We start from the raw sequence: 23,316 nt of genomic DNA, 5'->3' as shown, positions 1-23,316 counted from the left end.
GGGTGAATGAGGAAGGTTGGTATGTCCGACTATACTACTCGTGGATTATTCATCGCCGTACTCGGGGAGCTCACACTCGGCGGCCGGACCGCTGTCGCAGTCGTAGCCGACGTCGTCCGGGTAGGACGACTGTTCGACGACCTCCCAGTATCGGCCGGCATCCGGGTCCTGTTCCTCCGCGGAGAGACCGCGGACCACCAGGATGTCACGCATCGTCTGGTGGTCGCACTCGCGCATGACCTCCTCGCCGATGCCGCCGTTGTCCCACTCGTAGCCTTCGAGTTCGCGGATGACCTCCGGCGGGTAGAACGTACCGGCGCGCTCGACGGCAGCCGCGTACAGCATCGTCGCCGAGTACGCCAGCCGAGCCGGGGAGCTCGGGGTCTTGTCGTACTCCTCCCTGAACGCCTCGGCGAACACCCGCGTGGCCTCGTTGTCGAGGTTCGCGTCCCAGCCGTCGGTCCCGAAGACGCCCTCGATGGAACCGCCGGCACCGGCCGCCATCGGAACGTTGTACAGCGGGACGACGATCTCCATGTCCTCGTCGATTCCCTGGTCGACGGCCTGCGAGACCGAGTTCGAACCGTCGAGACCGTAGTGGTTCAAGAAGAGCACGTCGGCGCCGGAGTCCCGCGCGTCTTGCAGGTACGTCGAGTAGTCGTCGGTCCCGAGCGGCGTCGGGACGGAGTCGACCTCGGTCCAGCCCGCCTCCTCGAAGAACTGCCGCATCGACGCTTGCTGGGTCTGCCCCCACGTGTAGTCGGCGTACAGCTGGTAGAACTCCAGGTCGTCGCCGAACTCCTCCGTGACGATCGGCGCGAGCGCCTGCCCGGTCATGTAGGCGTTGAACATCTCCCGGAAGCTGTACCGGACGCAGTCCTTGCCGGTCGTGTCGTTGGAGTGCGTCAGACAACACATGAACTGGACGTTCTCCTGTTGGGCGAGTTCCTGTTGGGCGATCGCCGTCGCACTCGAGGAGCCGCCGCTGAACATGATGACGTCGTCCCGACTGATCATCCGCGAGCCGGACTCGCGGGCGGTGTCGGCGTCCGTCGCCGTGTCGCCGGTCACGTAGTCGATCTCGTAGCCGTTGACCCCGTCGCCGGAGAGGTCGTCCCACAGGTCGACCCACCCGCCACCGTTGTTGAGGTGGTCCGCCGCGAGTTCGTACGCGCGAAGTTCGTCGGCGCCCTCCTCCTGATAGGGCCCGGTCTGAGGGACGTTGAACCCGAGCGTGGCGGTGTCGCCCTCGATCGGATAGTTGCCGAGTGAGGGGTACTCCGAATCCCCGTTACCGTTGCCGTTGCCGTCGCCGTTGCCGCTTTCGAGACAGCCCGCGAGTCCCGCGATGCCGGCCGCGCCGGCTCCTTTGAGTACTGTTCTACGGTCGAGTCGAGTTTCTTTGCTAGACATTTTCGTGGTCGTTGTTACCAAGTTACTTGTTCGTGTCGATACCTGCAAACCTCCGAAACCGGTTCGGAGGTGCGTGAACTGGACGGACGGTCGTCTTCGAGCACGGTTCAGTCCCCCCGGACCTTCTTCTCGATGTCCTCGACGACCTCGGGGTTCCGAAGCGTGCTCGTGTTCCCCAGTTCCTCACCGTTCGCGATTTCAACCAGCAGCCGCCGCATGATTTTCCCGGACCGAGTCTTCGGCAACTCGGGGGTGAAGATGACCTGTTCGGGCCGGGCGATGGGTCCGATGGCGTCCTCGACGCCTTCGATAATCCGCTGCTCCATCTCCTCGCCCTCCTCGTAGCCGTCCTCAAGGATGACGTAGGCGTACACCGCCTCGCCTTTCATCTCGTGGTCGCCACCGACCGCGGCGGCCTCCGCGACGCCCTCGACGCCGACAACCGCTGACTCGATCTCCATCGTCCCCAGTCGGTGCCCGGAGACGTTGATGACGTCGTCGACGCGCCCGAGAATGGTGATGTAGCCGTCGTCGTCGATCTTCGCGCCGTCCTCCGGGAAGTACACCCACTCGTCTTCGCCTTCGTCCGAATACTCCTGCCAGTACTCCTCGAGGAACCGTTCATCGTTTTTGTACAGCGTCCGCAGCATGCCGGGCCACGGCTTGTTGACCGTCACGTAGCCGGCCTCGCCGGGCTCGACCTCGGTGCCCTCGGCGTCGACGACCTGTGCGTCGATGCCGGGCAGCGGCGGCCCCGCCGTCCCCGGCTTCATCGTCCCGATTCCGGGTAACGTCGTGATCATCATCCCGCCGGTTTCGGTCTGCCACCACGTGTCCACGACCGGACAGGACTCATCGCCGATGTGCTTGTAGTACCACTTCCAGGCCTTCGGGTTGATGGGTTCCCCAACCGTCCCCAACAGCCGCAAACTGGAGAGGTCGTGCTGGTCGGGGTACTCGCTGCCCCACTTCATGAACGCGCGGATGGCCGTCGGCGCCGTGTACAGTTGGTTGACACCGTAGGATTCGACGATATCCCACATCCGATCTTTGTCGGGGTAATCCGGCGTCCCCTCGTACATGACGCTGGTCGTCCCCAGCGCCAGCGGCCCGTAGACGATGTAGGAGTGGCCCGTAATCCAGCCGATGTCGGCTGCACACCAGTAGGTGTCCTCCGGTTTTACGTCGAGGACTGCCTGACTCGTCCACGAGACGTAGGAGAGATACCCACCAGTGGTGTGTTTGACCCCCTTCGGCTGGCCGGTCGTCCCCGACGTGTACATGAGGAACAGCATGTCCTCGGCGTCGCGAGTGACCGGCGCGACCTCGGCGCCGGCGTGGTCGGCGACCAGTTCGTCGTAATCGACCTGATCGTCGTCGAGGTCGTGGTCGAGGTCGTCACCGAGACGGTCGACGACCACCGTCGTGGTGTCGTGGTCGACGCCACCCAGCCCTTCGTTGGCTTTCGAGAGGTGGTCGAGTCCGTCGCCGCGGCGATAGTAGCCGTCACACGTCACCAGATACTCCGACTCCGCGGAGTTCATCCGCGTGGCGAGGGCGTCCGCCGAGAACCCGGCGAACACCACCGAGTGCGGTGCGCCGATGCGAGCACACGCCAGCATCGCCACCGGCAACTCCGGAATCATCGGCATGTACATCGTCACCACGTCGTCCTCCTCGACACCGAGGTCGCGGAGTGCGGCCGCGAACTCGTTTACTTCGCGGTGGAGTTCCTCGTAGGTGTACGCGCGTGTCTCGCCCAACTCACCTTCCCACTGGATAGCGAGCTCGTCGCCGCGGGAATCGAGATGGCGGTCCAAGCAGTTGTACGACGCGTTCAGTTCGCCGCCGGTGAACCACTCGTAAAACGGCTCGTCGTCGTCGACCAGTACCTCGTCGTACTCCGTCTCCCAATCGAGTAAGTCGGCGGCGCGCTCCCAGCACGCCGGCCAGTTCTCCTCGAACTCCTCGTAGATCGAGGGATCCGAGACGTTGGCCTGCTCGACGAAGGAATCCGGTGGCTCGAAGGCCTCCTGTTCGGCAAGCCGTGCCTCCAGTTGTGTTTCCTCGGGTTCGGACATTCCGTCCGGTGAAATATCTCCGGTACTAATAAGCGGGGAATCTAAGCATGCTAAATGGCGGCACTATACACGGTGTGATTCGGCGCGCAGACGCCCCGAGAACACCCATTCTTCCAACCCGAATCATCAATAATAATAGATATTGATTATCTCGTTGTCACGACGGGCGAGGGTCGCCCCGAGATGAACGGTTCAACCGGAGCGTGGGACCTCGGCGCCGATGTGGTCGCGGGTGTGCTCGAAGAACGACGACAGCAGTTTCCGCTCCGCCTTCCGGAGGTGATTGTGCAGCGTCGGCGAGGAGACGCCCATCGAGTCGGCGACCTCCTCGGCGGTCGACCCCCTTGGCCAGTCGAAATAGCCCGCGAAGTACGCCGCCCGCAGGGCTGCCCGCTGTTTGTCGGTGAGTTTCTCCGCCAGCGAGTCTTGGAACTCCGCGACGGTCTCGACGGGTTGGTCGACGGCCTGTTTCGCCCGGAGGTCCGTCTCGGGGAACTCGGCTTGTAACCCCTCGACGACGCTTCGAACGTCGGTCTCGCGGGCGATTTCGGCACTGAGTGTCGCCTCGCCCGACTCGACGACCGCGGAGCGAATCGTCGCGCCGCGTTCGGTGAGCGTGAGTGCGGGGGAGTTCCCCTCGACGGTGAACTCCAAAAGCGAGCGGTCGTCGTACTCGCGGATGTAGCGGGCGTCGACGACGCCGTCGGCGGCCATCGCGGCGTCGAGGAACGGGTCCGGCGGCGCGTCCGTCAGCGTCACGTAGAACAGCAGTGCGGTCTCGGAGACGGGGACGACGGCCTCGAGCGTACACGCACAGTCGTGTTCGCGGGTCGCCGAGACGAGGAAGGCACCGTCGTCGGTGCAGCCGAACTCCAACTCGACGACCGTATCGGCCAGGAGTAGCGTCCGGCGCTCGATGGCCGTCACGGCGTGGCCGATGCGGTCGCCGAGGTCGTCGAGAAGCGTCCGCTCGCGGTCGCCGAACGCCGTCGGCCGGTCGGTGAAGACGACCAGCACGCCGTAGGTCGTCTCCCCATAGGCCAGCGGGACGATTCCGGCCGAGCGAACGTCCGCGAGGGCGCTCCGGTCGAACGGTCCGAGTACGTCGTCCGGGAACTCCCCGCCGACGACGCGGGGCGTCTCGCCGTCCATCGCCTCCTCGATGGCGGCGGTTTCGACGGTGACGGCCCCGCCCTCCCCCGAGAGGCCGGCCCACTCGGTTGGACGAATCCGTGGGTCACCGGGGTCGGTCGCGCCCGCCCACGCCCCGACGTAGGCGTCGCTGTCGGCCAGCGATTCGCAGACGGCGGCCTCGATTTCCTCCCGCGTCGAGGCGTCGATGAGTTCCCGGCCGGCGGCGTTGATGTCGGCGACGAGGGCTTCGAGGCCCTCCAGCGTCTCACACCGGCGCGCGAGCGCGCGCTCCCGACGGATACGTTCGGTGATGTCCGTCGAGACGCCGACGACGAACGACACCTCGCCGTCCTCATCCGTGACGGGCGCGATGGTCTGTCGGACGTGGACCCGTTCGCCGCTCTTCCGGCGGGTTGTCAACTGTCCGCGCCACAGCTGGCCGTCCAGCACCGTCTCGCGTAACTCCGCGTAGAAGGCGTCGGCGTTCTCACCCGAACTGAGCAGTTCGTCGGCGGTGCGGCCGAGGGCCTCCCCCTGGGTGTACCCGGTCAGTTCCTCGAAGGCGGCGTTGGCGTACTCGATCTCCCCGGTCACCGAGGCGAGACACATCGGCTGGCCGGCGGTTTCGATCGCTCGCTGGAACGCTCCGGCGGCCAACCTCCGATCGGCCTCGGCCGACCGAATAACGACGGAGAATCCCGACAGGCCACCGTTCTCCCGCCGCACACAGACGAGCGTCGGGAGTCGCCGCCCAGTGTCGTCGCCGCAGTCGAACCAACACTCCGCGACCGCGACGTCGTCCCGCCCCGCATCGGAGAGGAGTTCCCTCGGGCGCCCGCGCTCGCGGGCCGCCTCGGTGAACAGCGTCGCGAAGGAATCGCCGGCGACGGCCGCTGCGGGACGGTCAAGCAGGGTGTCGACGGCGCCGGAACACTCCACGACTCGGCCGTCAGCGTCGAGTTCGAGTGCGGCCGCACCGACAGCGTTCCGGAACGGTGACGCCGCCTCGGACGGCGACCGGTCGCCATCGGAGAACGCCGCCGCGACCGCCGTGTCGCCGACCGAATCGACGTAGGAGTCCAGCGCCGCCAGTCCCTCCCACCCGCCGACCGACTGGACGACCCGAGGGTCGACGCCCTCCTCGGTGAGCAGTCGCCGGGCGAAGTACCGCCGGAGGTCGCCGCTGGAGACATCCGCTAGGTGGTCGTCGCCGGTGCGGTCGGCGGCGGCTTCGGACACCTCGGCGACGAGCATCTGGACCCGCCGCGGCGAGAGGTCGACGAGCGGTTCGTCGGGGTCGGTGCCCGTCGTCGCGGCGTACTCGTCGATGGCGCCAGCGACATCTTCGGGGAGGTAGGCTCGTCGGTCGGGATCGCCGTCGGCCTCTCGAACCGACAGGAAGTGATGGACCCGTCCGTCGAAGCGCCGGCGGTCGACATCGGCCGGCCGAATCCGAACCACCTCGGCGGGGCGGACGCCGACCTCGGCGACCAACCGAACTACCAGTCGCTTTCTGGCCGTCGTCGCGGCGCCCCGAAGTCGCCGGTAGTCCTCGCGGGTCAGTTCCACCGCCATTTCGCGAGACTGAAGAGCTCCGAAATATTAGTTTTTTCGGACATCAAGCGGAACGCGAAACGGACCTGTCTCAACCGTCACCCGCTCTCTAAGAGCTGTATACTACAGTTCTATCGAAGACATCACGAAATCAGCCTATTTCGGAATCAAAATGATAGACGAAACGTCAGTCCTCCGGTTCGAGGTACGACCGCGTCTCGCCCGCGAGACGGGCGCGGAGTTCACCGACGATTTCGGGGTTCCGGAGCGCGCTGATGTCGCCCAACTCCGCGCCGGTGGCGATGTCCTCCAGCAGTCGGCGCATGATTTTTCCCGACCGTGTCTTCGGGAGTTCCGGCGTGAACACGATGTGGTCGGGAACCGCCACCTCGCCGATGTCGGCCTCGATACCCGAGACGACAGCCGACCGCAGGGCGGCGTCGCCGGTGTGGCCCTGTTCGGTGCTGACGTAGGCGAGGACCTCTCCGGCCGCGCCGACGATGGCGGCCTCCGCGACGCCCTCGCACCCGACGATGGCCGACTCCAGTTCCATCGTCCCGATGCGGTGGTCGCCGACGCTGATGACGTCGTCGACGCGACCCAACAGCGTGATGTAGCCGTCCTCGTCGATCTTCGCGCCGTCGCCGGCGGAGTAGGTCCACTCCTCAGCGTCGGGGGTGGAGTACTCCTGCCAGTACTCCTCGACGAAGCGGTCGTCGTCGCCGGCCAGTCCGCGCAACATTCCGGGCCACGGTTTCTCGACGACGAGATACCCCGCCTCACCGGGAGCGACCGCCTCGCCGTCGTGACCGACGACTTCGGCGTCGATGCCGGGCAGCGGCGGCCCCGCCGTCCCCGGCTTCATCGTCGAGACGCCGGGCAGGGTCGTCACCATCATCCCGCCAGTTTCGGCCTGCCACCAGGTGTCCACGACCGGACAGGACTCGTCGCCGATGTGTTTGTAGTACCACTTCCAGGCCCGCGGGTTGATTGGCTCTCCGACCGTCCCCAGCAGGCGGAGCGACGAGAGGTCGTGCGATTCGGGGTGTTCCGGACCCCACTTCATGAACGCTCGAACCGCCGTCGGCGCAGTGTAGAAGGTGTCGACGTCGTAGCGTTCGACCACCTCCCAGATGCGGTCCTTCTCCGGGTAGTCCGGCGTTCCCTCGTACATCATCGTCGTCGCGCCGAGCCCGAGCGGCCCGTAGACGATGTAGGAGTGCCCCGTAATCCAGCCGATGTCCGCCGAACACCAGTGGGTGTCGTCGGGTTCGAGGTCCAACACCGCATGCGAGGTCCACGCGACGTGGGAGAGATACCCCCCTGTGGTGTGTCGGACGGCCTTCGGTTCGCCCGTCGTTCCCGAGGTGTACATCACGAAGAGGTCGTCCTCGCTGTCGCGGACGACCGGGTCGACCTCGGCGTTCAGATGCCGTTCGGTCAGCTCGTCGTAGTCGTGTTGGCTCTCCCCCAGCGAGTGGGGCAGGCCGCCCCCGAGGCGGTCGACGATGACCGTCTCCACGTCGTGGTCCAGCCGACGGACCGCGCGGTCCGCCTTCCCCTTGTGGTTCAGGGCGTCACCGCGGCGGTAGTAGCCGTCGCAAGTGACCAGATACCCCGAATCGGCGTTGTCCATCCGGGTGGCCAGCGCGTCGGGCGAGAACCCGGCGAAGACGACGGAGTGTGGCGCACCGAGACGCGCACACGCCAACATCGCCACGGGCAGTTCGGGTATCATCGGCAGGTACAGCGTCACCACGTCGTCTTCGCCGACGCCCAACTCCCGCAGCGCTGCGGCGAAGGCCTCGGTCTCGCGCTTGAGGTCGCCGTAGGTGTAGGTCTCCGTCTCCCCGCGTTTGCCCACCCACCGGATGGCGGCGCGGTTCTTCCGGCCGGCCTCGACGTGGCGGTCGACGCAGTTGTAGGCGGCGTTGAGTTTCCCGTCGACGAACCAGCGGTACCGCGGCGCATCGCCCTCGTCCAACACCGCGTCCCAGCGGCGGTCCCACTCGAGTAAGTCGGCGGCACGCTCCCAACACGCCGGCCAGTTCTCTTCGAATTCCTCGTAAATCGCGGGGTCGGAGACGTTCGCCTGCTCGACGAACGCCTCTGGCGGCTCGAACGTCTCCCGGCTTTCGAGCCACGCTTCCAGTTCCACGTCGACCCCGTCGTTCATCGGTCGTGTGTCCGGGAGACGTTCTGATAAACGTTCCTCCTCTGTGGGGTTTCGATAGCCGCGCCAGCCGCCGACGCGAAAACGGTTTGCCCACGCCACCACCAACGTGAGTCGTGAGTTCCGCCCGCACCGTTCTCGTCGCCGGCACCGCCAGCCACGTCGGCAAGTCGACCGTCGCCGCCGGCCTCTGTCGACTGCTCTGTGACCGCGGCGTCGATGTCGCCCCGTTCAAGGCCCAGAACATGTCGAACAACGCGCGGGCGGTCCCGAAATCGACGGGGAGTGGCTTCGGCGAAATCGGCGTCTCACAGTACGTCCAGGCGCGGGCCGCCCGAACGCCGGCGACGACCGACCACAACCCCGTCCTGCTGAAGCCACGCGGCGGCGGCGAGTCACAGCTCGTCGTGGATGGCGAGGCGGTCGGCCATTTCCCAGCGGGCGAATACTACGAACGCCACTGGGAGACGGCACGGGAGGCCGCCGAAGCGGCCCACGCCCGCCTCGCCGCCGACCACGAAGTCGTCGTCGCCGAAGGCGCCGGCTCCATCGCCGAAATCAACCTCCATCACCGCGATTTGGCGAACCTCGAAACCGCCCGGTTCACCGGTGCCGACGTGCTGCTCGTCGCCGACATCGAACGGGGCGGCGTCTTCGCGTCGCTCGTCGGTACGCTCGAACTGCTGCCCGACGATGTCTGCGACCACGTCGCGGGCGCGGTCATCACGAAGTTCCGCGGCGACCGCTCGATTCTCGAACCCGGACTGAAATCCTTCGAAGAACGCACCGGCGTCCCCGTGGTCGGCGTCCTCCCCTACGACGACCCCGGCCTGCCCGAGGAGGACAGCCTCGCGCTCCCCGCAGACGGCGAGACGGCCGTCGTCGGCGATGACGACGCGCCCGACGACCGGACGGTCACCGTCGCCGTCCCCCGGCTGCCGCGGGCCTCGAACGTCACCGACGTGGAACCGCTGGCGAGGGTCCGCGGCGTCCGCGTCCGATTCCAGCCACTCGACGCTCCCCTCGACGCCGACAGCGTCGTCCTCACCGGCACGAAGAACACCGCCGACGACGCCGTCGCCGCCCGCGAGGCCGGCCTCTACGAGGAACTCCGGTCCTTCGAGGGGCCAGTCGTCGGACTGTGCGGCGGCTATCAACTGCTCGGCGAACGCCTCCTCGACGCCGACGTGGAGTCCACCGGCGAGATGGCGACCATCGAGTGTGCCGACCTGCTGCCCGTCGAGACGCGCTTTTCGCCCGAGAAAACCGTCGAAGCGGTCGAACGCCACCTCGACGGTTGTGGACCGCTGGCCGGCGTCTCCGGCACTGTCTCCGGCTACGAGATACACATGGGCGACAGCCGCCTCACCGCCGACGCTGACCGCCCCTTCGACGGCGACGGTGCCGCCCGAGGCGACGTTCTCGGAACCTACCTCCACGGACTCTTCGAGAACCGCCTCGCCCGCGAGGCATTCCTCAACCGCGTGTACGCGGCGGCGGGGCGAACTCGACCCGAAACAGAGGGCGAACGGGAGTCGCCGTACGACCGCGCCGCCGAACTGGTCGCCGAGTTGAACCTCGACCCGCTCGGCCTCTGAGCTGGGCGGCGCAAAGGACCGCAGTGAGGTGGAGCCGAGCGAGAACCACAGCGAGTCCCCGGCTCGAGAATGGGAGGGCTTTCGGCATCCGTCGTCACCGCGGCCGGCGACTTCCTACGTTGTTTGTCACTAGCGAGTCAAAAACAATCCCTTGTTTGTCAATTCCTAACCGGACTGCCTTCTCTGTGGGGTGTGATGTTCCGTCTCGCGATACCGTGTATCTCGTAGCCCTCTTCCCATTCCAGCCATTAGAGTGCGTAATGAGATACATAGTATTGAGAGGGTGGTGCTACTGACCTCGGTTTCCACATACCTGACACGTTTGCCCCGGCCGACGCTCCCGGCACACTATCGCGACCCGAGTTTGTTTCTGCTGCTCGCCGTCCTGTTTGGCGGTGGGTTCGTCGCTATCAAGACCGGCCTTCGCGAACTCCCGCCGGTCCTGTTCGCCAGCCTCCGCTTCGACATAGCTGCCGTCGTGCTGTTGGCCTACGTCGTGCTCACGCTGCCCGAGGAATCGTGGCTCCCGCACACGCTCGAGGACATCATCGGTATCGGAGTCGCAGGGCTGTTTCTGGTCGTCCTGAACAACGGCCTGCTGTTTCTGGGGCAGGGAACCACCACGCCCGCGATGGCATCGGTCATGTACGGCCTGAGCCCGGTGCTTGCGCCCGTGTTCGCCTGGTGGTTGCTCGGCGATCGGATTTCCCCAGTCGGCGCGCTCGGTATCGGAATCGCACTAAGCGGCGTCGTCGTTATCGTTCAACCGTCGCCGTCGGCTGTCACGGATGCGAGTTCGGTTGGCCAACTCCTCGTCTTGGGCGCTGCAGTAGCGATCGCGCTCGGAAGCGTCCTGCTCCAGCGACTCTCCCTCCAGATGAAGACCGTCCCCCTGACGGCGTGGGCGATGGCTGTTGGCGCGGTCACACTCCACGCGGTCAGCCTCGCGGCCGGAGAGTCACCAGCCAGCGTCGGTGGCATCGGGCCGTCGACGGTTGCGAGTCTCCTCCTGATCGCGATTCCGGGGACTGCGGTCGCGTACGCGATTCAGTTTGTCCTTCTCGAACGGGTTGGCCCGGTTCGGACGAATCTGGTGTCGTACGTGGTCCCCGTCTTCGCAGCGCTAATTGGATGGCTGTTACTCGGTGCGACGGTGTCGCGCTGGACGGCCATCGGCTTTCTCGTCGTCGTTGCGGGCTTCGCAGTGGTCGAGCGGACTGCCCTTCGTCGCGAGATACGACGCCTCCAGCCGCAGGAGCACGAATCGAAATCGACACCGTCCTCAGCACCCCCCTGTGACGACTGACGGCTGGTACTGACCGCAACTGAATCGAAACGTATCAGCTGCTGAGCGTTTCGACGGAGACGGCGCAATCGCTTTCACCGGCGACGAACACGACCCGGTATGGACTGGCGGCTCATCAAAGAGGAGATGCTCCCCGGGGCGAAGGCGATGGCCTACGACGAGGTCGCCGCCGAAACCGTCGCCTCGGGCGGCCCCGCGACCGTCCGGCTGTATCGGTGGCTCCCGAGTACGCTGTCGCTCGGGTATGCGACCGACCCCGACGCAATCGACTGGGAGTTCTGCGAGGAGTGGAACATCGACGTGACGCGCCGACCGACCGGCGGCGGCGCAATCTATCACGACACCGCCGGCGACGTGGCCTACTCCATCATCGCCCCCGCCGACGCCTTCCCCAGCGACGTGACCGAGTGTTATCGGGAGTTCCTCGAACCCATCGTCGACGCCTTCCACGAAATTGGCGTCGACGTGTCCTTCGCCGACGAGGAGCGCGAGGCGCTGTACGACCCCGCCTGCTACCTCCGGGCGCTCGACCCCGCCCACGACCTCGTCGGTCCCGACGGCCGGAAAATCGCCGGCAACGCCCAGTACCGCACCCGCGATGCGGTCGTCCAACACGGGTCGCTGACCTTCGACGTGAACACCGAACGCCACCTCGAGTGCTTCGCCGACCCGCCCGTGACCGCCGAGACCTTCGAGGAACGGGTCTGTGGCATCGAGGAGTTCATCGGCTACGACGACACCGTCGAAACCGGCCTCGGCGCCTTCGGCGGCTACGACCTCCATCGCTCGCAGTTCGTCGCCGCCGTCGAGGAGTCCCTCGCCGAGTGGGCCGACGCCGAGGAAGACGGGTGGACCGACGCCGAACGAGAACGCGTCTCGACCGTCGCCGCCGAAAAGTACGCCGCCGACGCGTGGGTTCGCGACCGAACCGACCCCCTGGAGTAGTCCGACGCGAACAACCCTCCACCGACCGCGACCGCCGATTCCGAAGCCCCTATTTTCCCGCTTCTCGGAGTACGCGTATGGTTAGAGTCGGCGCACACACCTCCATCGCGGGGGGCGTCTACAACGCGGTCGAGGAACAACTCGAATACGAAGGCAACTGCGGGCAGATTTTCACCCACTCCCCGCAGGTGTGGCAGGACCCCAATATCGGAGACGAGGAGGCCGAGCGGTTCCGCGACCTCACCCAAAACAACGGCGTCGCACCGTGGATGATTCACACCTCCTATCTCGTCAACCTCTGTACGCCGAAGGAGGACCTCCGCGAGAAGTCCCTGGACTCGATGCAGAAGGAGTGTGACGCCGCCGCGAAACTCGACGTTCCCTACGTCAACGTCCACTTGGGCGCCCACACCGGCGCCGGGGTCGATGGAGGACTGGACAACGCCGCCTCCGTCCTCGACGAACTCGACGTGCCCGACGACGTGACGATTCTCATCGAATCCGACGCCGGCAGCGGGACGAAACTCGGCGGCACCTTCGAGGAACTCGCCGGCGTCTTAGACCGCAGCGACCAGGACCTCGACATCTGTCTGGACACCGCGCACATGTTCGCGGCGGGGTATGACCTCTCGACGCCCGAAGGCGTCGCCGAAACCTTCGACGAGTTCGACGCACAGGTCGGCCTCGAACACCTGGAGTACGTCCACCTCAACGACTCGAAACACGAGTGCGGCACGAACAAGGACGAACACGCCCACATCGGCGAGGGACTCATCGGCGAGGAAGGCATGCGCGCGTTCGTCAACCACGAGGCCGTCGAAGACGTGCCGTTCGTCCTGGAGACCCCGACCGAGAACGGCAAGTCCTTCGCGTGGAACATCCAGCGCGTTCGGGAACTGCGCGAGGCGTAGCGCGGACCGACCACGTTTTAATCGACCATCCACTTTGAGCCACCAATGCGGCAGTTCTCCGCCGAGTACCTGCGCGAGACGCGGCGAGGGATGTGGGCAAAGAGCCGGGAAGCACTCGAACCGCTGGAACTCGGTTCCCGTGAGCGAATCCTCGATGTCGGCTGTGGCGAGGGCGCGCTGACCCGCGTCCTCCGCGAGGAGTCCGACGCCGAGGTCGTCGGCTGTGACCGCGACGCCGACCTGCTGGCCGAACTCGAAGGGCCGACGGTCCGAGGCGACGCCTACCGCCTGCCCTTCCCCGACGACGCCTTCGACCTCGTCGTCTGTCAGGCGCTGCTCATCAACCTTCCCGACCCCGAACGGGCGCTTCGGGAGTTCGCCCGCGTCGCCGACCAGCGTGTAGCGGCCATCGAACCCGACAACGGCGCCGTCTCGGTCGTCTCGACGGTCGACGCCGAAGGCGAGTTGGCACGGCAGGCACGACGGCGGTACCTCAGCGGGGTCGACACCGACGTGGCGTTGGGCGCCGACACCGCCGACCTCTTCGAATCGGTCGGCCTTTCGGGGATTACGACGAGGCGATACGACCAGACGCTCGTGGTCGAGCCACCGTACAGCGACCGCGACGTGCGCGAAGTCGGCCGGAAGGCCAGCGGCGCCGGTCTCCGGGAACGTCGGGAGACGATGGCCGGCACCGACGCCGAACTCGACGCGCTCAGAGCCGAATGGCGCGAGATGGGCCGGGAGGCCGTCCGGCAGGTCCAAAACGAGGAGTACCGACGCCGTGAAACCGTCCCGTTCTACGTCGTCGTCGGGACGGTGTGAGTCGCCGGCGGGTCAGCGGCCGGCGAACTCCGCGAGTCGACCGTCGAGGGCAGCGAGGTCGACGGCCGGAGCCGATACGTCCGCCGACGCTTCGGTGAGCCCGGTACCGGTGGCGACGACGGCCACGTCGTCGTCGTCCGTGATGACGCCGTCGGCGACCAACTGCTTCGCTCCGGCGAGGGCGACCGCCCCGGCGGTCTCGACGCTCACGCCGGCTTCGGTCGCCAGCTCCCGCTGGGCGCTCCGGATGGCGTCGTCGTCGACGGCGATTGCGGCGCCGCCGGTATCACGAACGGCACGCAACGCCCGCGTCCCGCTGGGCGGGTCGGCGTTGGCGATGGAGTAGGCGATGGTCTCGCCGCCCTCGACGGCCGACACCGTCTCCGCGCCCGCGGCGAAGGCCTCGGCGATGGGCGCACAGGCAGCGGCTTGGACGAGATACAGCGCCGGCAAGGCATCGATTGCGCCCGCGCCCCGGAGTTCTCGGAGGGCCTTCCAGACGCCGCTCGCGTGACCGCCGCTGCTGACCGGCAGGACGATTCCGTCGGGCGTCGACGGCGCAAATGCCTCACACAGCTCCAGCGCAGTCGTCTTCTGGCCCTCCACCCGGAGCGGCGAATCGGAGTTGACGAAGCGGATTCCGTACTCAACGCCGAGTTCCAGCGACCGCTCGTACAGTCGGCCGTAGTCGCCGCGAACCCGGAGTATCGTCGGGTCGAACTGACCGATGACACCGAGGCGTTCCGGTGGGATGTCGTCGGGGACGAGGACGACACAGGGCCGGTCGAAGGCGGCAGCGAAGGCGGCGGTGCTCATCGCCATGTTGCCGTGGGAGACCGTCCCGATAGCTGTGGTCTCGCCATCGCCGCCGACCAGCCCGGCCTCCATCGCCGCCAGCGCGAGGGCACTGCCGCGGTCCTTGAAACTCCCCGTCGGCTGTTGGCCCTCGAGTTTCAGGTGGACCGACGCGCCGACGAACGAATCGAGAGCGTCGTCGCGGAGTAGCGGCGTCCCGCCCGCGGCCGCGGCGAGACTCGGAGGGTTCGGAAGCGGGGCCGGCAATAGCGGTTCGTAGCGCCACAGCCCCGGCGCGTCGACGGTGTCGTCCCAGTCGAACGCGTCGGTCGATGTGTCGAGCCACAACGGTTCGCCGCAGTCACACCGGCCGCTGCCGTCGCTACCCCGAGGGCCACAGTCGTAACAGACGTATCGAAGCGGCATCGACTCCCGACGCCTCAGAGGTCGTCTTCGTGGCGCAGGGAGTTGCGGTTGACCTCCGACACCGAATCTCGGCCGGCCAGCCCCATCGTCAGGTCGAAGTCGGCGATGAGGTTCTCGAGGACGTGGTGGACGCCCGCCTGGCCGCCGAGCGCCAGTCCGTAGATGAACGGCCGGCCGATGAGACAGGCGTCGGCGCCGAGCGCCAGCGCCTTGTACATGTCCGACCCGCGGCGGATGCCCGAGTCGAAGGTGATGGTGGCCTCGTCGCCGACCTCGTCGACGATGTCCGGCAGCGCCTCGATGGCGGTGATAGAGCCGTCGACCTGTCGACCGCCGTGAGTGGAGACGCCGACGCCGTCGGCGCCGTGTTCGACCGCCAGTCGGGCGTCCTCCGGATGGAGGACGCCCTTGATGAGCACCGGCAGGTCGGTGTTCTCGAAGACGAATTCGAGGTCGTCCCACGTCAGCGAGGAGTCGCCGAAGATGTCGAGGAAGTGGTCGACGGCGGCCTGTGGGTCCTCCTCCGGCGGGTCGTCGAGTTGGCTGCGGAACTCGGGGTCCGAGAAGTAGTTCGCGACGCCCTCGCCGTCGAGGAAGGGGTAATAACCGCGCTCGATGAGGCGTTCGCGCCAGCCAAGCGTCGGCGCGTCGACGGTGACCACGATGGCGTCGTAGCCGGCGTCCTCGGCGCGGTTGAGGAACGAGCGGGCGATGTCCTCGTCCGAGGACCAGTAGAACTGGAACCACTTCGGCGTGTCACCCAACTCCTCGGAGACATCTTCCATCGACGTCGAGGACAACGACGAGAGGATGAATGGGACGTTCAGTTCGTCACAAGCCGCCGCCGTCGCGAGTTCGGCGTCGTCGTGGACGAGCGACTGGACGCCGAGCGGCGTCACCATCGCCGGATAGTCGATTTCCTGACCCAGCACTTCGGTCGTCAAATCCCGGTCGGCGACGCCCTGCAACATTCGCGGAACGATGCGCCACTCCGAGAAATCCTGCTCCTTGCGGAACGTCTCCTCGGCGCCGGCGCCGCCGTGGATGTACGCACGCGCGGTGTCGTCCATCGCCTCGTGGGCGGTCTCGCGTAAATCCTCGTAGCGGACGGGGAACTCAGATGATTTCCCCTCGTGCATTCCCTCGCGGTACACGCGGTTGACTTTCCGATTGCCGAACTGCTCGGTCATAGTAGGGCGGTTATCCCCCACCTGCAAAGAGTTGTGGGAGTCGGCGAAGCCGGTCAGTTCGGCTGACAGAATCAGGGCAGCGTCTTCCGGTCGAGTCGCTCGACGGTCCGGTCTGCGACCGTCTTGAGGTTCACCGCGTCCTCGCGGTTATACGAGACGAGCGTCTCCAGAGAGCCGTCGACGCCGCGTTCGTGTTCCCGCCACAGCCGAACCGCGTCCTTCCCGGAGATGTCGGGGCGGTCACGCTCGACACCGACCTCTGGTTCGATGGCCTTCAGCCCGCCCGATAGCCCCACGCGCTTGCAGGGGTACATCAAATCGAGATGCGGGATGTCGATAGAGAGGTCGAATGACTCCTCGAGGAACGGCACGTCGAAGCGCGCGCCGTTGAACGTGACGAGCAGTGGCGAGTCGAGCAGTGCCTGAAGGTTCTTCCGAGTGAGGTCGTCGCCGGAGACGAGCGTCTCGGTGTCACCACCCTGATGGAAACTGACACAGGTCACCTCGTTTCGGGAGTGGTCCAGTCCAGTCGTCTCGATGTCGAAGAAACACGCCTCATTGCGGAAGTCCTCGTACAGTCGCCACCGCTCGCTGGAGGGCAACTGCTGGGCGAAAAAGTCCGAATCACCAGAATCGAGGCGCGGACGGGCGGTGTCGATGAACGATTCGATGCGGTCGGCAGTCGTCGACCCACACAGCGAGGGGTCGAACTCCGACCAGGTCCGGGCGCCGCGCTCCCAGAGGTTTCGCTCGGTCGTCTCTCCCACCCCGTCGACGGCGATGTATGTATTCTCCAGTCGCACGGCAGTCTCTCCGTCGTCAGGGTTCCTAAATCGCTCGCTCGTACTCCAACTCGCGTGCGACCGACTCGGCGACCGACTCGCCACACTCCCGGGCGACGACGTGGAGTGCGAGGTCGAACCCCGAGGTGATGCCGCCGGCCGTGAGTACGTCGCCGTCGTCGACGACGCGGTCCTCGACGACATCGGCGCCCATCTCCCGGAGGTCCTCGAGTGCAGTGTGGTGTGTCGTCGCCGGACGACCGTCCAGCAGGCCGGCCTTCGCGAGCAGCAGCGCCCCGGTACAGACCGACGCGACGGCCGTCCTCTCGGCGTGAAACCGGGCGAGAACGTCGGGAATTTCGCCGCGGTCGTACTCGACGCGGACGCCGGGACCGTCGTCGTTCCAGCCGCCGCCGGGAACGACGACGAAGTCCGCCTCGGAACCTTCGAGCGCCCCGTGCGGTTCGATTCGCATGCCGCTACGGGCGACGACGCGGTCGGTCGGGGTCAGCGTCACCAACTCGGCCGACATATCACAGCCGTATCGCCCTGCCAGCTGGAACACCTCGTAGGGACCGACCGCGTCGAGTTCGTCGAACCCCTCGAACAACAGCAGTTTGACGTTCATACGTCGATTCTGAAGCGTGGAGACATGAGCGTACGGGTGAGCCGTAAATTTAGAATAAACCATATAGCGCTATAGCAAATCATTCGGTGGCGGTTAAGCAGCAGGCGAAAACGCAGCACTCACTCGGCGCAGTTCGTTGTCGGAGCCAAGAGTAGAAATCGGCAGGTGTAGCCCATCTTCCGAACATCGAGACGTGAGGAATTCGGGTGGGGAATCGTTCAATCCCCAAGCCGGAGGGAGACGGAGGTATCAGGTCGGAAGTGACGCTACAGCACCCTGCGACATCGGTCCCTGTGCAATGGTAGGCAACCGTCCGCAACAACGAAGGCCGTGTTCGAGAGCTTCGGCCGGATGAACAGCCGGCGATGGTATCGAACTATTGATTGAATTACAGTATGAGAGACTGGCCGGTGACCAACAGATGGCCCGTACTCGCGGCTGGAAACGCAGATTGGAGTATCGTGATTGATACACCGTCGATTGGGTACCCTGACGAGGAAATACCGAGTCGAATTGGTCGAGACTCTATGTTGGAGGTTCCGTCAATGGGACCCTGTCAATCAACTGGTCGTCTCCGCGGGCGTGCGCGCGAAGAGGTTCACGGGTCACCGGCGCAGTTCTGTGGAACGGCGCAGAGGGTTCGAAACGGCTACGGAGCCGCTGCTCACCGAGACCGGGAACGACGTGTTGGGGCCGTTCCGATGGGCCGAGCGTTCCCAGACAGGTTTCTATATCGCGATAATTGGTTTATTGCATTCGTCGGCCGCACGCGAGGCGCTTTTGGGTGTCCGGCCGCTACAGGAAGCGAGATGGTCCAGAACGTCGCTGCGCAGATGGCCGAGTTGGAGCCCGAGGACTTCCACCTGCTGTCGGGGCTCGAACACGGGATGCGCTTTTCGCGGTGGGTCGCAGTCGAGAAGCTCCCCGAGTTCTCACGGCTCGACGAGGAGGAGGTCACCTACCGCGTCGACCGCTGTATGGACCGGGGGCTGGTCGAGCGAAAGACCATCCAGTACACCGGTTACCGACTCACGTTCGAGGGGTACGACGCGCTGGCACTACGAACGTTTTCGGAGCGAGACACCATCGACGGCGTCGGCGCCCCCCTCGGCGTCGGCAAGGAAAGCGACGTGTACGAGGCACGGTCGTTCCAGCCGTTGGCGCTGAAGTACCACCGCGAGGGGTACACGAACTTCCGGGAGGTCCAGAAAGAGCGGGAGTACACCGCCGACAACGAACACCGGTCGTGGCTCTACACCGCGCGCAAGGCCGCAGAGCGAGAGTACGAAGCCCTAGAAACGCTGTATCCGGAGGTTCGCGTCCCCCGACCGGTCGACCAGAACCGCCACGCCATCGTCATGGAGAAACTCGGCGGCGTCGAACTCTCGCGTGCGAAACTCGACTCCGGCCAGGTCGTCGGCGTCATCGATTTGATTTGCGAGGAGATGGCGGCGGCCTACGGCGCCGGCTACGTCCACGCCGACATGAGCGAGTACAACGTCTTCGTCTCCAGTGAGGGCGTGACGATTTTCGATTGGCCCCAAGCGGTCCCGACCGAACACGAGAACAGCGAGGAACTCCTGGGACGGGACGTAGAGAACCTGCTGGGGTACTTCGAGCGGAAATACCCCAACGAGACGCCCGATGTCGACCGGGCGGCGCTGGCAGCGGCGATCGTCGCAGACAGTTTCGAGACCGTGCGCGAATTCGCCTGAATTCGAAGGTCTAAGCCGTTTTGAGCGGTGTCGTGTGTTCAGTAGTGTCCAGCCCACCGGCACAGATATAAACCACTATTTGCGATATCAAATCCGAAATTCCACAGAGGTTTCAACCGGCATCCCGAGTACAGAAACGATTCACGTCGAACGGAACGAGCGTCCGAAGCGGCATCGGTGAGCTGTCCGGTGGGGCGGCATCGGCCGACTGCTGCGCAAGGCGGTTTCGAAGCCCTTAACCACGCCGCTGTTGAAATTCGGCCAACTCGCTGGACGACGGGCACCAGCGGGCACCTGTCTACGCAGGTCGGGATGTGATTCCCCCCGCGGGTGGCCGCGGCGGGAATTGAACCACGCAACGCCCGTGGTGAACACATATGGCACGAAGCTTCTACTCCCACATTCGGGAGGCGTGGAAAACGCCGAAGGAAGGAAAGCTCGCGGAACTACAGTGGCAGCGCCAACAGGACTGGCGCGACCAGGGCGCAATCGAACGCGTCGAACGACCGACCCGCCTCGACCGAGCCCGCTCGCTCGGCTACAAGGCCAAACAGGGCGTCGTCGTCGCCCGGGTGTCGGTCCGGAAGGGCAGCGCCCGCAAACAGCGGTTCAAGGCCGGCCGTCGCTCGAAGCGACAGGGTGTCAACAAGATTACCCGCCGGAAGAACCTCCAGCGCATCGCCGAGGAGCGCTCGAGTCGACGCTACCGCAACCTGCGTGTGCTGAACTCCTACTGGGTCGGTGAGGATGGCTCCCAGAAGTGGTTCGAAGTCATCCTGCTGGACCCCGAACACGGCGCGATTCAGAACGACGACGACCTGAACTGGATCTGTGACGACAGCCACAAAGGTCGGGCCTACCGAGGCCGCACCTCCGCCGGCCAGCGCGGTCGCGGCCAGCAGAACCGTGGGACGGGTGCCGAGAAGGTGCGTCCGAGCATCCGCGCCAACGACAAACGCGGCAAGTAACGACCCCAGTTTCGCCCCGTTCTTTCGACCGCTCTCACCCGTCGAGCGGCGCCTCCGAGGACAGGCTCTCGGCGCCACTGGACGATAGCCGCCACACACCTCAACCCAGAGTATCCTTCGGAGGGCGAAGCACGGCTGGTGAGGTTTTATCATTCCAGCCGGTCGATGTCAATCCATGGCACTGAAGCAACTGACGGGCAACACGGAGGTCGAAAAACAGTGAGCGGCGCGACGTTCGAGCTATACGAGGACGAAGCGGGCCAGTACCGCTGGCGGCTCGTTCACGACAACGGGAACATCATCGCCGATTCCGGCGAGGGCTACGCCAGCCCACAGAAAGCCAAACAGGGCATCGAGAGCGTCAAACAGAACGCACCGGACGCGGACATCGAGCGGAAGTGAACCGATGAGCAAGGCACCCTCCGAACTCGACGGGACCGCCCAGAAACCACAGTAATCCGAATGGTCAGCGTCGACACGCTCGTCGTCTTCGGGCTGATAGCGGTGGCACTCGCCTTCTTCGTCACCGAAACGCTCCCGACCGACATCACCGCCATCGGCGTCCTCGTTTCCTTGGTCGTCCTCGAACCGTACACCGGCGTCGACACGGCCGCCGCACTACAGGGGTTCGCCAGCCCCGCGACGATTACCATCGTCGCGATGTACGTCCTCAGCGCCGGGGTCGAAAAGACGGGGCTCGTCGACCGCCTCGGTCTCGCGTTGGGACGGCTCACCCACGGAGACGAACGACAGTTGCTCGGTGCGACCATCGGCACGACCGGCCTCACCGCCGGGTTCATCAACAACACGCCGGTGGTCGCGGTGTTCATCCCGATGATATCGGGACTGGCCGAGCGGGCGGGGGTCTCGCCGTCGAAGTTGCTGTTGCCGCTGTCGTACGCCGCCATGCTGGGCGGGACGCTGACGCTCGTCGGAACCGCGACGAACCTGCTGGCGAGCGACGTGGCCAGACAGCGCCTCGGCGAGCCGCTTTCGATGTTCGAGTTCACGCCCGTCGGCATCATCGTCTTCCTCGTCGGCGCGGCGTATCTGCTGACCGTCGGCTACCGCCTGACCCCAGCACGGATACCCATCAGCGGCGACCTCACGGAAACGTACGACCTCGAAGACCACCTCTCGCGGCTCCGAGTGCGGTCGGCGTCCCCGCTGGTCGGCCGACCGGTCACCGAGGCATTCGCCGACGCCGAGGCCGACGTGACCGTCGTCCAGTTGATTCGGGACGACGAAACCGCTGGCGACGGCCGGACCATCGAACCCGACGACGAACTCGTCGTCCGGGGGACGCTGCAGGCGACCAACGCCGTCGCCGAGCGCCTCGAACTCCGGCAACTCCACCGCGAGTCGGTGACCGACGCGGACCTCTCGGCACCGACCGAAGCGATTATCGCCGAACTGGTCGTCCCCGCCGAGGCCCGCGCTCGGGGGAAGTCCCTCGCGGAGCTCCGGTTGGGCGACCGCTACGCCGCGACGGTGCTGGCGGTTCGTCGCGGAAGCGAGACGTTCCGGTCGGGACTCGACGAGGTGACGCTGTCGGCCGGCGACACCCTCTTCGTCCGGACGACCGAGGCGGGACTCGAACACCTCGAAGACGCAGAGGGACTGCTGGCGACCGACGTCGACGACGCCGAACCGGGGACGAAACAGCTGAAAACCCCGTCGCTGTCCGCGAAGACGCCCATCGTCGTGGCGACGCTGGCTGCCGTCGTCGCCGTCGCCGCCCTCGGCTACTACCCCATCGTCATCACGGCACTGGCCGGCATCGTCGCGTTGGTCGCGACGGGGTGTCTCCGGCCTTCGGAGGCCTACGACGCCGTCTCCTGGAACGTCGTCTTCCTGTTGGCGGGCGTCATCCCGCTGGGGGCGGCGCTGCGGAACACCGGCGGCGACGCACTCGTCGCAAGCGCCATCGTCGAGAGCGCGACGCTATTGCCGCTCTTCGCCGTCGTGGTCGTCGTCTACCTGCTGACGGGGCTGTTGGCGAACCTCATCACGCCAGTCGCGAGCGTCGTTCTGCTGTTGCCCGTCGCCGTCGACGCCGCCGCCCGCATCGGCGCGAGTCGCTACGCCTTCCTGCTTGCGACGATGTTCGCCGCCTCGACGGCCTTCATGACCCCCGTCGGCTACCAGACGAACCTGATGGTGTACGGTCCCGGTGGCTACCGCTTCACCGACTTCGTCCGCGTCGGCGCGCCGCTGCAGTTGTTGCTGTCGGTCGTCACCGCCGCCGCCATCGCGGTCGTCTTCGGCCTCCGGCCGGCCTGACACGACCGGACCCGACGATTCAAATCGGATGCCGCGGCCACGGCGCCCATGGGCCACCGAACGCTCGTCGCCTACGACCGCGACGGCTACGACCTCCACGAGGCACACTGGGGTGCCGACCCCGAGCGAATCACCCCGGAGACACCCTTCGGCGGGCCGCCGGACGACGACTGGGCGCAGGCCGCCGCGACGGACCTCATCGACCCCGGGCGAATCGAAGGCGGGGAGTTGACCGAGCGCCGCCGGACCGCCGTCGACTCCGACCCCATCGCGACGGGACTGTCCTTTGCGGACGTGTGTGACCGCATCGACCCGGTCGAACACGAGGCGCTGTACGTCGTATCGAGCGATTTCTCGGTTCGAACCTACCTCGTCTTCGCGCTCCGACGGCCGGACGACGAGGGGTGTCGGACGAGCGCCGCCCTCGTCGGCTACGACGGCGAGAGCGACGCCACCTATCTCCGCGGATGGCTCGCCGGGGCCCGCGCCGCCCGGGATACGGACGGCACCGTCGTGGGCGCGCTCCGGTGGCTCGACCCCGAGCGCGGGACGGTGGTGTATCTCGACGACGAGCGCGGCGTTTAAGCGC

18 protein-coding genes are annotated in these 23,316 nt (G+C 66.0%); 10 read left to right on the top strand and 8 right to left on the bottom strand.

Annotated features, from left to right (window positions below; genetic code table 11):
* Positions 1-45 precede the first annotated feature (45 nt).
* The 4 genes from HWX69_RS04755 to acs (HWX69_RS04740) form a co-directional block, all read right to left on the bottom strand.
* Entirely contained in the window at positions 46-1,413 is a 1,368-nt protein-coding gene (locus HWX69_RS04755; protein WP_178915949.1) for a substrate-binding protein, read from the bottom strand.
* A gap of 107 nt (positions 1,414-1,520) precedes the next feature.
* Positions 1,521-3,494: an acetate--CoA ligase gene (gene acs / locus HWX69_RS04750; protein WP_178915948.1), complete on the bottom strand. Its 1,974-nt coding sequence runs from the start codon at positions 3,492-3,494 to the stop codon at positions 1,521-1,523.
* A gap of 192 nt (positions 3,495-3,686) precedes the next feature.
* Positions 3,687-6,203 (bottom strand): bacterio-opsin activator domain-containing protein, encoded by a 2,517-nt coding sequence (locus HWX69_RS04745; protein WP_178915947.1) that lies wholly within the window; start codon positions 6,201-6,203, stop codon positions 3,687-3,689.
* Positions 6,204-6,369: 166 nt separating this feature from the next.
* Entirely contained in the window at positions 6,370-8,358 is a 1,989-nt protein-coding gene (acs, locus tag HWX69_RS04740) for an acetate--CoA ligase (protein ID WP_178915946.1), read from the bottom strand.
* A 113-nt stretch (positions 8,359-8,471) separates the two neighbouring features.
* Between acs (HWX69_RS04740) and HWX69_RS04735 the strand changes: the two genes are divergently transcribed.
* The 5 genes from HWX69_RS04735 to HWX69_RS04715 all read left to right on the top strand — a co-directional run bounded on the left by HWX69_RS04735 (position 8,472) and on the right by HWX69_RS04715 (position 13,940).
* Complete coding sequence (locus HWX69_RS04735; RefSeq protein ID WP_178915945.1) at positions 8,472-9,953, top strand: cobyric acid synthase; 1,482 nt, start codon at positions 8,472-8,474, stop codon at positions 9,951-9,953.
* A 364-nt stretch (positions 9,954-10,317) separates the two neighbouring features.
* Entirely contained in the window at positions 10,318-11,259 is a 942-nt protein-coding gene (locus tag HWX69_RS04730) for a DMT family transporter (RefSeq protein WP_246286411.1), read from the top strand.
* Between the two features lie 99 nt (positions 11,260-11,358).
* The gene (locus tag HWX69_RS04725; RefSeq protein ID WP_178915944.1) at positions 11,359-12,204 is read left to right on the top strand and encodes a lipoate--protein ligase family protein; all 846 of its coding nucleotides are present in this window, start codon (positions 11,359-11,361) and stop codon (positions 12,202-12,204) included.
* 77 nt (positions 12,205-12,281) lie between these two features.
* The gene (locus HWX69_RS04720; RefSeq protein WP_178915943.1) at positions 12,282-13,115 is read left to right on the top strand and encodes a deoxyribonuclease IV; all 834 of its coding nucleotides are present in this window, start codon (positions 12,282-12,284) and stop codon (positions 13,113-13,115) included.
* Between the two features lie 45 nt (positions 13,116-13,160).
* Complete coding sequence (locus HWX69_RS04715; protein ID WP_178915942.1) at positions 13,161-13,940, top strand: class I SAM-dependent methyltransferase; 780 nt, start codon at positions 13,161-13,163, stop codon at positions 13,938-13,940.
* A 12-nt stretch (positions 13,941-13,952) separates the two neighbouring features.
* Here the strand turns inward: HWX69_RS04715 and HWX69_RS04710 are convergent, their stop codons facing one another.
* The 4 genes from HWX69_RS04710 to HWX69_RS04695 form a co-directional block, all read right to left on the bottom strand.
* The gene (locus HWX69_RS04710; RefSeq protein ID WP_178915941.1) at positions 13,953-15,161 is read right to left on the bottom strand and encodes a threonine synthase; all 1,209 of its coding nucleotides are present in this window, start codon (positions 15,159-15,161) and stop codon (positions 13,953-13,955) included.
* 14 nt (positions 15,162-15,175) lie between these two features.
* On the bottom strand, positions 15,176-16,351 hold the full coding sequence (locus tag HWX69_RS04705) for a lactate 2-monooxygenase (protein WP_178915940.1): 1,176 nt from the start codon (positions 16,349-16,351) through the stop codon (positions 15,176-15,178).
* Positions 16,352-16,422: 71 nt separating this feature from the next.
* Positions 16,423-17,154 carry a ribonuclease H-like domain-containing protein gene (locus HWX69_RS04700; protein WP_178915939.1) on the bottom strand — a complete coding sequence of 244 codons (732 nt, stop codon included), beginning with the start codon at positions 17,152-17,154 and terminating at the stop codon, positions 16,423-16,425.
* Between the two features lie 25 nt (positions 17,155-17,179).
* Complete coding sequence (locus tag HWX69_RS04695; RefSeq protein ID WP_178915938.1) at positions 17,180-17,761, bottom strand: DJ-1/PfpI family protein; 582 nt, start codon at positions 17,759-17,761, stop codon at positions 17,180-17,182.
* A gap of 809 nt (positions 17,762-18,570) precedes the next feature.
* On the opposite strand from HWX69_RS04695, the gene HWX69_RS04690 reads away from it, so the two are divergent.
* From HWX69_RS04690 to HWX69_RS04670, 5 genes are all read left to right on the top strand, one after another.
* Complete coding sequence (locus HWX69_RS04690) at positions 18,571-19,476, top strand: serine/threonine-protein kinase RIO2 (protein WP_178915937.1); 906 nt, start codon at positions 18,571-18,573, stop codon at positions 19,474-19,476.
* Between the two features lie 377 nt (positions 19,477-19,853).
* Positions 19,854-20,444 (top strand): 50S ribosomal protein L15e, encoded by a 591-nt coding sequence (locus HWX69_RS04685; RefSeq protein WP_156708930.1) that lies wholly within the window; start codon positions 19,854-19,856, stop codon positions 20,442-20,444.
* A gap of 219 nt (positions 20,445-20,663) precedes the next feature.
* Complete coding sequence (locus HWX69_RS04680; RefSeq protein ID WP_178915936.1) at positions 20,664-20,846, top strand: HVO_2922 family protein; 183 nt, start codon at positions 20,664-20,666, stop codon at positions 20,844-20,846.
* Between the two features lie 60 nt (positions 20,847-20,906).
* Complete coding sequence (locus HWX69_RS04675) at positions 20,907-22,727, top strand: SLC13 family permease (protein WP_178915935.1); 1,821 nt, start codon at positions 20,907-20,909, stop codon at positions 22,725-22,727.
* Between the two features lie 48 nt (positions 22,728-22,775).
* On the top strand, positions 22,776-23,312 hold the full coding sequence (locus tag HWX69_RS04670; protein WP_178915934.1) for a DUF6735 family protein: 537 nt from the start codon (positions 22,776-22,778) through the stop codon (positions 23,310-23,312).
* The last annotated feature ends 4 nt before the right edge of the window (positions 23,313-23,316 follow it).

This window comes from Natronomonas gomsonensis, from assembly GCF_013391635.1.
Lineage (GTDB): Archaea > Halobacteriota > Halobacteria > Halobacteriales > Haloarculaceae > Natronomonas > Natronomonas gomsonensis_A.
Note: the sequence above shows the minus strand (reverse complement) of the source record. Positions and strands in the feature narration are given on the sequence as shown.

Coding starts and splice junctions, on each gene's coding strand:
- HWX69_RS04755 (WP_178915949.1), bottom strand. CDS start 1,413: ATGTCTAGCAAAGAAACTCGACTCGACCGTAGAACAGTACTCAAAGGA.
- acs (WP_178915948.1), bottom strand. CDS start 3,494: ATGTCCGAACCCGAGGAAACACAACTGGAGGCACGGCTTGCCGAACAG.
- HWX69_RS04745 (WP_178915947.1), bottom strand. CDS start 6,203: ATGGCGGTGGAACTGACCCGCGAGGACTACCGGCGACTTCGGGGCGCC.
- acs (WP_178915946.1), bottom strand. CDS start 8,358: ATGAACGACGGGGTCGACGTGGAACTGGAAGCGTGGCTCGAAAGCCGG.
- HWX69_RS04725 (WP_178915944.1), top strand. CDS start 11,359: ATGGACTGGCGGCTCATCAAAGAGGAGATGCTCCCCGGGGCGAAGGCG.
- HWX69_RS04720 (WP_178915943.1), top strand. CDS start 12,282: ATGGTTAGAGTCGGCGCACACACCTCCATCGCGGGGGGCGTCTACAAC.
- HWX69_RS04715 (WP_178915942.1), top strand. CDS start 13,161: ATGCGGCAGTTCTCCGCCGAGTACCTGCGCGAGACGCGGCGAGGGATG.
- HWX69_RS04710 (WP_178915941.1), bottom strand. CDS start 15,161: ATGCCGCTTCGATACGTCTGTTACGACTGTGGCCCTCGGGGTAGCGAC.
- HWX69_RS04705 (WP_178915940.1), bottom strand. CDS start 16,351: ATGACCGAGCAGTTCGGCAATCGGAAAGTCAACCGCGTGTACCGCGAG.
- HWX69_RS04695 (WP_178915938.1), bottom strand. CDS start 17,761: ATGAACGTCAAACTGCTGTTGTTCGAGGGGTTCGACGAACTCGACGCG.
- HWX69_RS04690 (WP_178915937.1), top strand. CDS start 18,571: ATGGTCCAGAACGTCGCTGCGCAGATGGCCGAGTTGGAGCCCGAGGAC.
- HWX69_RS04685 (WP_156708930.1), top strand. CDS start 19,854: ATGGCACGAAGCTTCTACTCCCACATTCGGGAGGCGTGGAAAACGCCG.
- HWX69_RS04675 (WP_178915935.1), top strand. CDS start 20,907: ATGGTCAGCGTCGACACGCTCGTCGTCTTCGGGCTGATAGCGGTGGCA.
- HWX69_RS04670 (WP_178915934.1), top strand. CDS start 22,776: ATGGGCCACCGAACGCTCGTCGCCTACGACCGCGACGGCTACGACCTC.